The following is a 14,454-nucleotide window of genomic DNA, read 5'->3' on the forward strand; positions in this document are numbered from 1 at the left end:
GTTCATGATCTTGCCCTGGGGTGGTGATACACCTTATATATAACAGCAGGAATGCTCTCTATGGAAGTTATTGAAACTAGTAACTACTACCAATTGCTCCAACATAAATCTTCTCGAAAGTTATTGGTGGTATGCTCTTCACTTGACACTCGGGCTCCCAAATTTACTTTTTGGAAGTTAGCACAAAAACTAAATTGCAATTGTTTGTTTCTGAATAGTCCAATGACTCATTGGTATAGGAATGGAGTTGTAGGCATTCCGAATGGAGTTTATGGTGTTAGAGATAAAATTTGGGATGTTCAAAAAAAGTTATTGATTGAGGAGACAATATTTTTTGGTGTAAGTATGGGGGGGTATGGGGCCATATTATTTGGTTCATTATCAAATGCAGACCACATAATATCTTTTTCTGTAGAACCACTACTTGGTGTGCCCGGTGGGCGTACAGAGGTTACTAGAAATAAATTTCAACCGTTATATCCGGACCTGCGGTCATTAAAAATACCTAAACTCACTCTTATTTATGGCGAAATGGATATCGCTGATACAATTGGCGCATCTCTTCTCAATGAGTACTGTGATAACATAATCGTATATAAGCTGCCATATGCCGAGCATGATGTGGCAAATAGCTTGAATTATAGAGGTGAGCTTCTTCCTCTTTTGGAGAAACTTATTTATGGGGGAGAGGTTACAAATACATCTATAGTGAGAACGTCTATATCACCAGGTGTTTTTAACCTCATTTACCATATTAATAATGATTACCGGGCTCGTAGATGGGAACTTGTAAAGACGACATTAGAAAATCATACCTCAGTTGTGAGGGAGTCATTGTTACTTAAATTTATATATGCCACATGCCAGTATAAAACAGGAAGTTTTAGTAGTGCGAAATACTTATTGGTTGATATCTTAAAAATAGAAAGGCAATGCCCACACGTTTGGGGGTTGATTTCATCATGCGACATTAAGCTTGGGCTATATGAAATGGCTGTTAAGAGTGCTGATACTGCTATACGATTAAAGCCTGCTTATAGTCTTTTCCATATGACCAAGTGCATGGCATTGGAGGGGCTTGGTCTTTATAGTGAAGCATATGAGGAAGTTAAAATAAGTTGCATGCTGAACCCAAGGCATAAAATGTATTTTGAGGTGCTAAATAAATTAGCGCGGTTATCAAGCCGAGAAACGGTTGAGCTTGCACCCTTGATTCAACAGAAAAAAGACACTGCATTTTTAAATAAGATAAATGCTCTATTTGATAATTCGCAAGCTTTGAACTTTGACCTGTCATTATTTAACTAGCCCTTCTGGCTAGAGGTGATTTAATAAAGTTTAAAAGCAATCTTGCTTTTCATAAAAATAACCATTTAAATTTATTTGTTGCACGCAAGTTTGTGCGCATTGATATGTATCGCCATCTTTTTTGAGAGTATTTAAATATGAAAATTGCGTTTTATATTGAACCGTGGATAGAAATGCAAAATCCTCAGTTTAGATTAGGTGCATTTACAAATGTAATATTGAAACAAGCCGAAATATTAGATAGAGATGGGCATGAGATCACTCTATTCACAAATGATAATATCAGGCTTTACATAGATTCTAGTAATGAGCTATATCAAAAGTTCAATAAGATACATATATCTCAAAATGAACTATCAAAAGTGTCTAATTCATATTATGAGGCTGCTGAATTATTGTATAATAGCACTGCAGACTCTATGAAAATAGAAGAGTATTGCCAAGCCTTTAGGTGTTCCTGTGGAAATTATAAGCCCGATATAATAATCTCATGGGAGTCATTGACTTCACATTTGAAGAACATTTATCCTGATGCGTTGATTCTCCATATGATGCCAGGAATATTCAGTCGATTACCATTCCCTCAGCTTATTTCTTTTGATACTGAAGGTTTATTTAAAGACTCTGTTTTAGTAAAAGATGCTGACAGGATAATTTCAAATGGTTTAACCATAGAAGAAAAAAAATTACTAGAAAAGGTCAGGGAGCATTATTTCAATCGGTATTTAACTGACCACTCTCCCTTTAAAAGAGAAATTGAAAGGCATTTAAGAAAGTTTAATAAAAGTATTCTAGTTCCTTTGCAGGTGTCAGGTTATTTTGCGTATGATCAAAATTGTGGATTTAAAAATCAATTTGATTTTTTAATCTATGCTTTAGAGAGAATTCCAAGTGATGTTGGGGTGTTAGTTACTCAATATTTCACTCACCATACTAAAGATATTGCAATTACTGAGGATAATATTGCATATATAAATGATAGGTATAAAAATGTTTTCTTTGACACTTCTTTTAATAAAGTTGATGGTATTTCACAATACTTGATGTCTTTAGTTGATGGCGTAATGACGGTTTCCTCTTCTATAGGTCTCCAAAGCTTGCTATGGGAGAAACCAATTTTTACTGTGGGCCATTCTCACTTATCCTCTCTTTGTCATGGGCAAACAACTGAAGATATCAGATCGGCTTTAAACTCTGGCTATAGAAAAGAATTAGATGCTGTTGCTGCATTTATTTTATGTAAAATGCATCCAATGTCTTCAGATTATCTATATAGTGGTAATAATTTATCACGCTATATCACATCAATATATAATAATTACAAGATGAATATGCGTGGATTTGAATTATATCAGCCTATACATAACATAGATAGGTATGCTAGATTATTGATTGAGAAAACAAAATTTAAGAGGGCAATTGTTAAATTAACACAAGAGAGTTTTTTAGGTGATAATGATATAAAAGAAATAAAATCATTTGCATCAAGAGTTAGTAATATACGTAAGCCTTCATTTAAAATCGTGTCATTTGATATATTTGATACACTTCTTGTTAGACCATACTCGAAACCAGTTGATTTGTTTAAGAAGTTAGATAGTGATGTATCATCATATACAAATGGACGCATTTTAAACTTTCATAAATTGAGGCAGGAGGCCGAAAAATCATTAAGAAATGAAAAGGGATTGTCAAAGTCAGTCTTTAAAGAAATAAAGCTTAATGAGATATATGATAGGCTTAATGCATTAACTAATAACGAACTTAGCTCAACTGAAATAAATTATTTAATTGATCTTGAGATTTCTGAAGAACTATCTTGTCTTTATCCAAGAGAATCTGGGATGAAGCTTTTTAGAGAGGCCGTACGGTGCGGCAAACGTGTTATTATTGTTTCCGACATGTATTTACCAGAAAGTGCGATTGTCGAAATTTTAAATAAAAATGGCATCGTTGGTTATGAGAAATTATTCTTGTCATCAACAATTGGTTTAAGAAAACATGAAGGTGATCTATTTAAATATGTAACGAAAGATTTAAAAGTCAAGCCAGAAGAAATTATTCACATTGGTGATAATGAACATGGTGATATACAAATGGCCAAGGAAAATGGTTATTCCACTCTTTGGACCCCAAGAACCATGGAACTTTTTTATAAAAACAAAAAATATAATAAATTATTTTGGAGGCATAGGAATTCAACATCAATATCAGAGAGTGTTGTAATCTCTATATGTGCGAACAAATTTTATGATGACCCCACGCATCATTTCAATGATGAGTCACACTTTAATGGAGATACCTATAACCTAGGTTATTTGGGTCTTGGTTGGCTAATGCTTGCTTATACCAAATGGCTGATTGAAACAGCCATCAAAGATAAGATAGATACATTGTTTTTCTTAAGCCGGGATGGCGAGATTATGATGGAAACTTATAATAAGTTATCATCTTTCTATCCGCTTGCGCCAAAAGCTAAGTATCTATATTGCTCTAGGCGTGCAGCCAGAGTTGCATCAATTTCCTCAGAGAATGATATAATCGAAATCTGTAACACTAGTTTTAGCTCTGGTGTATTAAGGGACTTTTTTTTAAATAAATTCAATATTGATATATGCTTGTTATCAGAAAGCGTGATGGCAAATTATGGTTTTAACTCTGTACTTGATGAGATTAAAAAACAAGATATCCCAAAGATAATATCTTTTGCTCTTGGCATTAAAGGTTTTATTTATAAAAACTCAAGCCATGAGCGAGTAAATTATAATAAGTATTTAGATGATATCGGATTTACCTCGGAAAAAAGTTCGGCTGTGGTTGATATTGGATATGCTGGGTCAATGCAAGCTGCACTAAAAAAAATAACGCAAAGAGAAGTTTTAACCGGATACTATTTGCTTACGTTCGCAGAGGCCAAGGACCTAGAACTTTCTGGGAATATTATAAAGGGGTTCTGCGGAGACTTTTTAAGAAAAGAGTACTCTTGGCATCCTATTTGTCGTCTTGGATTGGCCTTTGAAGTTGTCTTTAGCAGCAAAGCAGGCTCCTTTATTAAGATGGCTTTGGATAGTGATGGAATGACCTATCCTATATTGGAGTCTACAATAAATGAAGGTAAGAAGAAAAGTTTGATAGATGGCTTGCGAGCAGGCTCGCATGATTTCATCGATGATTTTTGCCGACACATGGGATATGACTTAGCTCGTATATCGTTCGATAATCAATCATGCTTATCTGTATATGTCGATTATTTAGATAACCCATCACTTAATGATGTGAATATAATGCATGAAATTAATTTTGACGATAATTTTTCTCTTGCGGGAGAAAAATATATGATCCCTCCCATAACAGATAAAAGTAAGTTGATTGATTTGCAACGAAAGTCCGTTTGGAAAAAAGGTACTGAAGTACTATTCAAATCAATGATGGATAATAAGAAAACACTTACCACACCGATTAAAAGTACTATAAATGCTCAACCAGCAGAGAGAGCATTAACTGTTATTGACTCAGAAATTCAAATGCATCATAGACTCGCAGCAAATAAATTTTTCCGTCTTGCTGTATTTCTATTCGGCGGCAAAAGTAAATATAGAAAGCTGACCACAAATCCGACACAGTTTTTTTTAGACTCAAAGCATTTCTAATATATATGCCTTATATAAAAGACGATATTAAATATCCATCTATTCAAACACCTGAACGATTACTGTTTAAGAATAGCCCGATATGTGAAACCCCAATAAGTATCGGCTGTTCAAGCCACTTTGATATAAAAAAGATAGGTGCTTTTACCTATATTCGTTCAGGCTGTACATTTAAAAATGTAGAGAGAATTGGTCGGTTCTGTTCAATCGCACCCAATTGCACTTTTGGACCAGAAGAGCACAATATGGAGTTTATAACAACATCATCAATTCTGAATAGTCAAGCCCAATGGAACTTTTCTGTTTTATTTAATGATTTTTGGAATGAAAACATTCAGTCATTAAAGCGTGTAAGATTGATGTTGAATGATCTAAATTTTAGAAATAACAAAAAAATAAGTATTGGTAATGACGTTTGGATTGGTCAAAATGTTACTGTGCTGCGTGGAGTAACAATTGGTGACGGTGCGGTAATTGGTGCAAATAGTGTGGTGACAAAAAATGTACCGCCTTACTCTATTGTTGCTGGGGTTCCCGCCAGAGAGATTAAAAAAAGATTCAATGATGAAACTATATCCTTATTGATGGAGGCTAAGTGGTGGAATTACTCTATAAGCGTTATTTCAGGAATTGATTTGTCTAACGCATTGAATGCAGCTAGGTTTATCATAAATAATCGAGAGAAATTATTAATCGCTACATATAACGAAGTCAGCATTAGGTGAACATATGTTTGTAATCGCAGGCCCCTGTGTAATTGAATCCGAGCAACTGGTGATGGATGTTGCCGGTCGTATTAAAGAGATTACCAACAAACTGGGTATGGAGTATATTTTCAAATCCAGTTTTGACAAAGCCAACCGTAGCTCAACTGGCAGCTTCCGTGGTCCCGGTATGGAGCGTGGTTTGCAGATCCTGCAAAAGGTGAAAGAGACCTATGGTTTGCGGGTGTTGACTGACGTTCATGAAGATACGCCAGTGGAAGAAGTGGCCAGTGTTGTCGATGTGCTGCAAACTCCGGCTTTTCTGGTTCGCCAGACCAACTTTATTCAGCGGGTGGCGCGCTGTGGCAAGCCGGTCAATATCAAGAAAGGGCAATTCCAGGCCCCTTGGGATATGGAGCAGGTGGTCAAGAAGTGCCATGAAGTGGGCAATCAGGATATCTGGTTGTGCGATCGTGGCACCTCATTTGGTTACAACACCCTGATCTCCGATATGCGTGGTTTGCCCGTGATGCGCCGTACCGGTTGCAAAGTGGTATTTGATGCAACCCACTCGGTACAACAACCGGGCGGGCAGGGTGCCACCAGCGGTGGTCAGCGCGAGTTTGTGCCCGTGCTGGCTCGTGCAGCGGTTGCGGTGGGTGTGGATGGTCTCTTTATGGAAACCCATCCCGAGCCAGCCAAGGCGCTAAGTGATGGTCCGAATATGCTGCCTCTTTCCGTCATGGAGGAGATGCTGACCGTATTGGCCGAGCTTGACAGTGTTACCCGTACTCATCGCTTCCTTGAAGACGCGCTGGTCTGAGTTATCTGATTGATGCCGTGCCGGTTTACTCACGCGATTGCGGTCGTGCGCCGTACTTTAGTGGCAAGTGTGAGCCGGTAAACAGGGAGTGCCTTGCGGTACTCCCTTTTATTTTTCTATTAAATGGTTGGTTCTGTTATGGCCTACAAAATTGTCATTCCTGCCCGATATGGCTCAAGCCGCCTGCCCGGTAAACCCCTTGCAATGATTGGTGCCAACCCCATGGTATGGCACGTCTGGCAGCGAGCTCTGGAAACCGGGTGTCCTGCCAGTGATATCTGGGTTGCTACCGATGATCAGCGGATCATGGATGTGGTCGCCGGTTTCGGCGCCAATGTGATGATGACCGGCATCCATCACAGTTGTGGCTCCGACCGGTTGGCTGAAGTGGCTGCCATCCGGGGGTGGGGAGAGGATGAGATTGTGGTGAATGTGCAGGGGGATGAGCCCTTGCTGCCAGCCGGGATGATCGGATTGGCGGCCACTACGCTGGCGAATGATGCGGAGTGTGGTATTGCCACCTTGGCATGCCCCATCACTGATATGGCACAGGTCATGGCCGCCCAGTGTGTCAAGGTTGTGACCAACAAGGCTGATCAGGCTCTCTATTTTTCCCGTGCTCCGGTGCCGTGGGCGAGGGAGCATTTCACCTCTTTGCAGCAGGGGGGCGTCATGCCAGATAGCCCCTCTACTCACTGGCTGCGGCATATCGGTTTGTATGCCTACCGCGTCAAGACGCTCAAGGCGTTGAGCCATTTACCACCAGCCCCTATGGAGCAGCTGGAATCACTCGAGCAGTTGCGTGCGCTTTGGCACGGTATCCGGATTGCGGTAGCGACTGTGGATCAAGCGCCTCCCCATGGTGTCGATACCCCGGAGGATTTGGCCCGTATTCAACGCCACTTCCAGCATGAGAGGGTGGCTGAACGTTAATCGAGACTGTTCAGTCGCTGTGCTGGTCACCTCAACCGGCCAGCCATCCTTTTATCTGCTCACCTGATTGTTCCATACAGGGGCTGTGGCCCTATTCCTCTGGACGATTTATGAAACCTGTTCTTGTTGTGAATCTGATAGCGACCTACCCAACCGGTCGCCACCCTGAAAGCTGTGCCCGCTCTTCGTGGCGAGTGGCCGCAGCTCGGGTGCCCGATATTGATACTGTGGTCGGTGTCTATGAAGGCATGGTGGTAGCGGTGATCCGCGGGTGCTCTCTGGTGCCGAGTACGCCCGAGGTGGTGGGTGATGATTGGGATGAGGCTTGTCGGGGACGCTATTACGCGTTGGGCGGCGAGGCTTTTACCGATCGGGATGTGTCTGTCTGGTCACTGACCCGCTGCCCACAGTTGCTGGCGCCCTTGTCGAGCGTACAGGGGATCCGTTATCTCTCGCGCGACGAGTTCGACAGGATCCCGATGGGAAATGTGCAGTTGAAGTGATCCGGATTGGCAAGCCCCTTGGTAGTCTATTTAACCGATATTTTTAAACCATCCTCCTTTTATCCCCCTTACTGAAATCCGAGATTTTTCATGACTCTATGGACACAATCCAGCGGCATTCTGGCGCGCAGGCGGCAGATCTCTGTCTGTCTCGGCCAACCATTGGCCCGACTTGAGCCCTCTTCTGAGAGCTTGCCACAAGCGGGCGATGTGCTGGTCGGCTGGGGCCAGAAGGCCAATACCGGTCAGATTAAACAGAAGGCGCAGGAATTGGGGTTGCCCTATTGGCAGCTGGAAGATGGTTTTATCGGTTATATCGGCCATCCCGCCAGAGAGGGGGTGGCGCTCTCTCTTATCGCCGATCCGGTGGGCATTTACTACGATGCTCGCCAGCCCAGCCAGCTTGAGCAGTTGATTGCCACCCCTTGTGATGCCGAGATGCTGGCGCGCGCCGAGCGGCTGATCAGAGAGTTGGTGCACCTTGGCATTACCAAATACAACTGTTATGCCACGCGTCCCGATGCCATTGCCACCCCGGCGCCGTATGGTGAAGAGCAGGGGTTGCCTGTCTCTTTGGCCGAGGGGTTGCTGCAAGATGGCAGACCCAGGGTATTGCTGGTCGATCAGGTGGCGGGGGATCTCTCCATCCCGGGGGCACTGGCCAGCGAGGCCGATTTCTTGGTCATGGTAGCGGCGGCACGCCGCAATCATCCTGGAGCTCGTCTGCTGCTGCGCACTCACCCTGACACCCGCTTTGGCAAGAAGCGCGGGGTGCTGGCGCGATTGACGCAAAAGCTCCCTGAGCTGGCAGATCTGGAGATAGTGAGCGAGCCCTGTCATCCCCATCTCCTGCTTAAGAGGGTGGATGCGGTCTATACCGTCTCTTCCCAACTGGGGTTCGAGGCGTTGCTAATTGGCAAGCCGGTCCACTGCTTTGGCATGCCTTTCTACGCCGGTTGGGGCTTGACCCATGACACCAAGCGCTGCGAACGGCGTATGCTGGCAAGGGCTGATGGGGCGATTTCGCTGTCACAACTGGTGGCGGCGGCGCTGATTTGTTATCCCCGTTATGTCGACCCTGTGCTGGGGGAACGCTGCGAAGTTGAAGATGTCGTCAAGCTGCTGGCCCGCCAGCAGATGGCGCCAGCCCGCTGGCGGCGGCTTTATCTGGTGGGTTTTTCGCTCTGGAAGCGTGCCTTTATGCGCACCTTTTGTGCCCATCTGGCCGATGAGTTGCGGTTTGTCAGGCGCTCACCCGGACGGTTGACCGGTGATGAGCAGGTGCTGGTATGGGGTAGCCGTTATCCCGAACTGGTCTCGGCCATCCGGGTCGAGGATGGTTTTATCCGCTCGAGTGGCCTTGGCTCCAATCTCTGTAGGCCGTCGTCACTCTCTATCGATCCGGTCGGGATCTACTTCGACAGTCGCCGCCCCAGTGCGCTTGAGCAACTGCTCAATTACGAGCCAATCGACGAGGCGCTGTTGGCTCGGGGCAACAGGCTGCTGGCGTTGCTGCGCCGATCTCGGGTCAGCAAATACAACGTGGGGACGAGCATGCCATTCCTGCCGCCACAAGATGGCCGCGAGTTGGTGCTGGTGGTGGGACAGGTTGATGGCGATGCCTCCATTCTCTGCGGCAGCCCGGTGATCCGTAGTAACGAGCAGTTGCTGTGGGCGGTGCGAGCCGCCAAACCGCAGGCGCATATTCTGTTCAAGCCCCACCCTGATGTGGTGTGTGGCAACCGGGAAGGGACCATCTCGGCAAGTTGCCTGGCCGAATGTGTTGATACTCAGGTGATCCAGTGCGATCTCGCTTCCCTCTATCCCCATATCGACGAGCTGCACACCATGACTTCACTCAGTGGCTTCGAGGCGCTGGTGCAGGGGGTCAAGGTCACAACCTGGGGGCAACCCTTTTACAGCGGTTGGGGCCTGACCCACGACATCCATCCGCCTGCCAGACGCGAGCGTCCCTTGCCGTTGGCGGCACTGGTTTGTCTGACCCTTGCCACTTATCCCCGTTATATCGATTGGCAATCAGGCTTATGGTGCAGCCCCGAACAGTTGATCCGCAAACTGGCGGCACACAAGCCCCTTGCCATGAGCGGTGCGAGCCGTTGGCGACGCTGGCACCTCAAGCTCCGCTTTCTGGTTGATACCCTCAAACCCACTCGCTCTCTGCTCTCCTGATGGACCCTCGTCGTATGAACGTGTTGTTGTTGCAGGGGCCACTTGGCCCCTTTTATCAAACCTTGAGCCAGCATCTGGTTCGGGCTGGCCATCAGGTGGTGAAGATCAATTTCAACGGTGGTGACGAGTGCTGGCCCTGTGCCGGGATCTCTATCAGTTATCACGGCGAGCCAGATGGCTGGAATACGTTTCTGCGACGGATGTTGAAGGAATATTCAATCAATACAGTGCTTTGTTACGGCGATTGTCGTTATTACCACAAGGTGGCGAGCCAGGTGTGTGAGCTCAAGGGATTGTCATTCTGGGCATTGGAGGAGGGGTATCTGCGTCCCGATTTTGTGACCCTTGAGCCGGGCGGCGTCAATGCGTTCAGCCCCTGGTATGAAGAGCGCGCCAGATTGCCGCGAGTAGACTGGCCCGCCGAGTTTATTGCACCTCTCAAGGTGGGCAAGACGTTTGCCGCCAGAGCCTGGTATGCCAGCCGCTATCACATCAACAAAGCAATCAAGCAGTCACGTTATCCCCATTTTGTCGATCACCGCCCCTGGACGCTCTGGCAGGAGGCGAGGGGGTGGCTGAGAAGTGGGTGGATCAAATATGGTCATCGGCATCGCGATCGAGCACTACTCCATCGCTTCAAGGAACATGCCGGGCAACTCTTCTTGGTGCCGCTGCAGGTGAGTGAAGATTTTCAAATAAGAGAGCACTCCGAGTTTGGTGACCTGGAGGAGATGATCTCGGAGGTGGTCAGTTCGTTTGCCCGCCACGCCAATCCGGATGATGTGCTGCTATTCAAACATCACCCAATGGACCGGGGGTATGTCAGCTACCGTGACTGTATCGATCGACTCATCGCCGAGCATGGTTTGGCGGGGCGGATCTTTTATGGTTATGAATGGCCGCTTCCGGCCCTTTACCCACTGCTCAAGGGGGTGATCACCATCAATAGCACGGTTGGGCTGTCAGCCCTGTTGCATCAGGTACCTACCATCTGCCTTGGCCGTGCGATCTATGACATTAAGGGGTTGACCACCACAGGTCCGCTTTCCTCTTTCTGGCAACATCAGAGCCCGGTTTGTGAAGCGACCTTTCAGCGAGCCAGAAATTCCCTGCTGCACCTCACCCAGCTTAATGCCAGCTTCTATCGCCATCTTGATACGGGGGCTGAGGCGGTGCTCGCAAGGATGCGGCTTGCCGAAACGGCGGTCACTCATGAACCTGCGTTGCACAGAGAGCCAACTCGTTCACGTGGAGCATAGATAAGCAGGGAAATTGATCACCAGAGCCATTCGCCCATAGGGACTCCGATATTTTCAACCCACGAATTTCATTCTCTTTCGTAAAAAAATAAATAACCATCAAGGATGCTGATATGAAAACTAAGCCATATATGTTGGCCATTCCGCTATTGTGCTTGCCTGTTGTTTCGCGTGCCGCGGATGATTTTTCAATTTTAATTCATGGAGCCGCAATTCATAGTGATTGCACCAAAGGAAAGGGAAAGAAAAGCAAGAGTTGTGAGTTTAATAATTTCAATCCGGGATTAGGGTTGGCCTGGGCTTTTGGGGGCGATAACGACACTGGCAAGCTGGCGGTGCGCGGAGGGGCATATAAGGACTCTTTCAGCGAGACGGCTTTATACGGTGCGCTCTCATATCGCAAGGAGTGGTATTTTACCGAGCATGCCTTTGCTGGCCTGGGGTTTCAGGCCGGTTATCTCAATGGTTCTGGCCTGGATGGCTTTGCTGCCTTGCCGATGGTGACGCTGGGCTACAAGTCAGTGGCGTTGGAAGTGGGATATGCGCCAAAGATCGATTTTGCATTGGGTAGCAAGCATGTTGCCGTGACGACATTCTCTTTACGCTGGAACTTGTAACTATAAGGGGTTATTAATGCATATATTATTTATTGGCATTCAATTCTGACGTGCTAATGATTTTTAATAAATTCAAACTATATGCTGATATATTCATGGGTGTATTTTGACAAAATCAGTCAATTTGAATTTTGAACTTATCTGCTCTCATGCAACATAGATATTTTTATGCGCAAAGGGGGCTCAAAAGGCGCTCTGTGCGGTTGATGGGGGCCACAACGCAGTTAATTTTTGTCACGATCTATGCGGTTGACATTTCATTATTTTTCTTTATAAAGGTATGATAGACATCATAGCAATGACCTGAGACAATCTTGCTGCTTTTGTAGCTATAGAGAATTGCGTAAGCTATTGAGTTTGAAGGTTATATTTGTGCTGCAACATGTGAGAGCGAGGGTTCGAATCCCTCCCTCACCGCCAAATTAAAAAAACCGACCTCAGGGTCGGTTTTTTGCTTTCCAGCAAATGCAAACACCTATGCCGACAAGGGAGCACAAGCCACGCAGTGGCGGATCATCCACGCTCTCACCACCCCGGTTTGCAAAGCCCTGATGGCAACATCAGGACTGTTCGTATTTCCAGCTCACGTCCCCCTATCCTGCTCTTGTGATTGCCCAACCCGACAAACGATCCCCCTGTCACGGCGCAGTGCAACAAGGTGATTGCAAGGCCATCTCATTAGCGCAACACACCTCCCCTTGCGAATGTTACTCAGCGCCCATTAATTGCTCAGCGATTGGATATCATTTTGAAAAACTGATACTTAAGTAGCTACACTAGCCATTATCAACATGCAGGGACGTGTAAAAAATGAGTTTGATTGGCTTGGTACTGGCGTTGATCGCCATCCTTGGCGGCAACATGATCGAGGGTGGTCACCCCAGTGCACTGCTCGATCTGCCCGCATTCCTTATCGTAATCGGCGGCACCATAGGTGCTGCGCTGACCCAGTTTCCTTTCTCCGTCGTCGGCAGCACCTTGAAGCGCTTCAAATGGCTGCTCTCCCCCCTCAAACTCGACATGCAGGAACAGGCCCAGTTGCTGGAGACCCTGGCAGGCAACGCCCGCCGCAGCGGTATGCTGGCGCTGGAAGGGATGATCGAGGAGATCAAGGATCCCTTCCTGAAGAAAGGGGTGCAGATGATGGTCGATGGCTACGAGAAGAACAAAATCCACGAGGTGCTGGAGAACGAGATCGAATTTGAACAGGAAGATCTCGAACAAACGGTCAAATTCTATGAAGCCATGGGGGGCTACTGCCCAACCATGGGGATCGTCGGCGCGGTATTTGGCCTGATCCACGCCATGGGTCTGCTGGATGCCCCAGACAAGCTGGGTGGCGCCATCGCGGTGGCCTTTATCGCCACCATCTACGGGGTATCCGCCGCCAACCTGATCTTCTTGCCGTTCGGCAACCGCTACAAGGGGTTTGCCCACCAGATCCGCCACTACAAGGAGATGACCCTGACCGGCATTCTCTGCATCGTGGATGGCGAGTCCCAAGCGCGCCTGCAAGTTACCCTCGAACCTTATCTGGGAGGCCATGGTGGCCAAAAAGAAAAAAGCTGAAGCGCCGGAGAACCACGAACGCTGGCTGGTCTCCTATGCCGACTTCATGACCCTGCTGTTCGCCCTGTTTGTGGTGCTCTACTCCTTTGCCATGGCCAAGCAGTCCGAAACGCGGGTGCTTATCCAGGGCTTTATCGAGTCACTGGGTAAAATCGGCCTCATCTCCCCGCCTGCCGGCTCACCCGTGATGCAGGGCGGTACCGGCATTCTTGAACCGGAATCGAAGACCACCCCCAGCAGCTCGGAAAAAGAGACCCTGCTGGATAAAGAGGCGCAACCCGCAGCATCGGACCCCTTCAACGAGACCATAGGTGCCTCGGAAAAACCGAGCGCCACCGAAGCCTGGCCCCACAAGACCAAGGAGCAGGAGTGGGTGCAGGTGACCAAGCAGAAGCTGGAACAGCAGCTCAAGGCCCAGATTGAATCGAAGGATCTGGAGGTCGAGCAGCTTGGCAGTCAGCTGGTGATCCGCATCGGCGAGAAGGCGCTGTTCCCCTCCGATTCGGCGTTCCTGCAACCCCAGTTCGTCCCGTTGGTCCACAAGATCTCCGGCATTTTGTCCAATATTCCGGGGCAGGTGGTGGTCACCGGTCATACCGACAACTCCCAGGCGCCGGTGGAGCTCTATCGCAATAACTGGGAGCTCTCGGTGCTGCGGGCCTCCTCCATCGTGCAGACCATGCTGGCAAACCCCCAGCTGGATGCCAGACGGGTCATTGCCCAGGGTGTTGCCGACACCCAGCCCCGTTTCGCCAATGACACTCCTGAACATCGCCAGGCGAACCGCCGGGTCGATATCACCCTCTCCCAAGGCAAGGCAGCAGAAGAGTCGCTGCAACTGCTCAAGCCCTAACCACCCCGCTCCCGCCTCGCGCGGGAGTCTCTTTTTAAAAACAAA

11 protein-coding genes are annotated in these 14,454 nt (G+C 47.1%); all 11 read left to right on the forward strand.

Annotation, left to right across the window (positions count from 1 at the left end):
• Positions 1-60 precede the first annotated feature (60 nt).
• The 11 genes from BN1115_RS22470 (at position 61) to BN1115_RS19220 (ending at position 14,409) form a co-directional block, all read left to right on the forward strand.
• Complete coding sequence (locus BN1115_RS22470; protein ID WP_128821642.1) at positions 61-1,308, forward strand: tetratricopeptide repeat protein; 1,248 nt, start codon at positions 61-63, stop codon at positions 1,306-1,308.
• 137 nt (positions 1,309-1,445) lie between these two features.
• Positions 1,446-4,958: an HAD-IA family hydrolase gene (locus BN1115_RS22000; protein ID WP_082034902.1), complete on the forward strand. Its 3,513-nt coding sequence runs from the start codon at positions 1,446-1,448 to the stop codon at positions 4,956-4,958.
• 5 nt (positions 4,959-4,963) lie between these two features.
• Positions 4,964-5,683: a CatB-related O-acetyltransferase gene (locus tag BN1115_RS22990; RefSeq protein WP_082034903.1), complete on the forward strand. Its 720-nt coding sequence runs from the start codon at positions 4,964-4,966 to the stop codon at positions 5,681-5,683.
• A gap of 4 nt (positions 5,684-5,687) precedes the next feature.
• Positions 5,688-6,485, forward strand: coding sequence for a 3-deoxy-8-phosphooctulonate synthase (kdsA, locus tag BN1115_RS19185; RefSeq protein ID WP_042658424.1), 798 nt, complete (start codon positions 5,688-5,690; stop codon positions 6,483-6,485).
• A 138-nt stretch (positions 6,486-6,623) separates the two neighbouring features.
• On the forward strand, positions 6,624-7,418 hold the full coding sequence (gene kdsB / locus BN1115_RS19190; RefSeq protein WP_042658464.1) for a 3-deoxy-manno-octulosonate cytidylyltransferase: 795 nt from the start codon (positions 6,624-6,626) through the stop codon (positions 7,416-7,418).
• Between the two features lie 110 nt (positions 7,419-7,528).
• Entirely contained in the window at positions 7,529-7,921 is a 393-nt protein-coding gene (locus BN1115_RS19195; protein ID WP_167335571.1) for a hypothetical protein, read from the forward strand.
• Between the two features lie 90 nt (positions 7,922-8,011).
• Positions 8,012-10,111, forward strand: a complete 2,100-nt coding sequence (locus BN1115_RS19200; protein WP_042658426.1) for a capsular polysaccharide biosynthesis protein — start codon at positions 8,012-8,014, stop codon at positions 10,109-10,111.
• Positions 10,112-10,125: 14 nt separating this feature from the next.
• On the forward strand, positions 10,126-11,370 hold the full coding sequence (locus BN1115_RS19205; protein ID WP_042658427.1) for a capsule biosynthesis protein: 1,245 nt from the start codon (positions 10,126-10,128) through the stop codon (positions 11,368-11,370).
• A 113-nt stretch (positions 11,371-11,483) separates the two neighbouring features.
• The gene (locus BN1115_RS19210) at positions 11,484-11,987 is read left to right on the forward strand and encodes a hypothetical protein (RefSeq protein WP_042658428.1); all 504 of its coding nucleotides are present in this window, start codon (positions 11,484-11,486) and stop codon (positions 11,985-11,987) included.
• Between the two features lie 810 nt (positions 11,988-12,797).
• Positions 12,798-13,556, forward strand: a complete 759-nt coding sequence (locus BN1115_RS19215; RefSeq protein ID WP_042658429.1) for a flagellar motor protein — start codon at positions 12,798-12,800, stop codon at positions 13,554-13,556.
• Complete coding sequence (locus BN1115_RS19220) at positions 13,531-14,409, forward strand: flagellar motor protein MotB (RefSeq protein ID WP_042658430.1); 879 nt, start codon at positions 13,531-13,533, stop codon at positions 14,407-14,409. Before BN1115_RS19215 ends, BN1115_RS19220 begins: the two co-directional genes overlap by 26 nt.
• The last annotated feature ends 45 nt before the right edge of the window (positions 14,410-14,454 follow it).

The sequence above is a fragment of the Aeromonas allosaccharophila genome (assembly GCF_000819685.1).
GTDB lineage: Bacteria > Pseudomonadota > Gammaproteobacteria > Enterobacterales > Aeromonadaceae > Aeromonas > Aeromonas allosaccharophila.

Excerpts from the sequence above, each read along its gene's own strand:
- BN1115_RS19220 (WP_042658430.1), top strand. The coding sequence starts at position 13,531 with ATGGTGGCCAAAAAGAAAAAAGCTGAAGCGCCGGAGAACCACGAACGC.
- BN1115_RS19205 (WP_042658427.1), top strand. The coding sequence starts at position 10,126 with ATGAACGTGTTGTTGTTGCAGGGGCCACTTGGCCCCTTTTATCAAACC.
- BN1115_RS22470 (WP_128821642.1), top strand. The coding sequence starts at position 61 with ATGGAAGTTATTGAAACTAGTAACTACTACCAATTGCTCCAACATAAA.
- kdsA (WP_042658424.1), top strand. The coding sequence starts at position 5,688 with ATGTTTGTAATCGCAGGCCCCTGTGTAATTGAATCCGAGCAACTGGTG.
- BN1115_RS22000 (WP_082034902.1), top strand. The coding sequence starts at position 1,446 with ATGAAAATTGCGTTTTATATTGAACCGTGGATAGAAATGCAAAATCCT.
- BN1115_RS19210 (WP_042658428.1), top strand. The coding sequence starts at position 11,484 with ATGAAAACTAAGCCATATATGTTGGCCATTCCGCTATTGTGCTTGCCT.
- kdsB (WP_042658464.1), top strand. The coding sequence starts at position 6,624 with ATGGCCTACAAAATTGTCATTCCTGCCCGATATGGCTCAAGCCGCCTG.
- BN1115_RS19195 (WP_167335571.1), top strand. The coding sequence starts at position 7,529 with ATGAAACCTGTTCTTGTTGTGAATCTGATAGCGACCTACCCAACCGGT.
- BN1115_RS19200 (WP_042658426.1), top strand. The coding sequence starts at position 8,012 with ATGACTCTATGGACACAATCCAGCGGCATTCTGGCGCGCAGGCGGCAG.
- BN1115_RS22990 (WP_082034903.1), top strand. The coding sequence starts at position 4,964 with ATGCCTTATATAAAAGACGATATTAAATATCCATCTATTCAAACACCT.
- BN1115_RS19215 (WP_042658429.1), top strand. The coding sequence starts at position 12,798 with ATGAGTTTGATTGGCTTGGTACTGGCGTTGATCGCCATCCTTGGCGGC.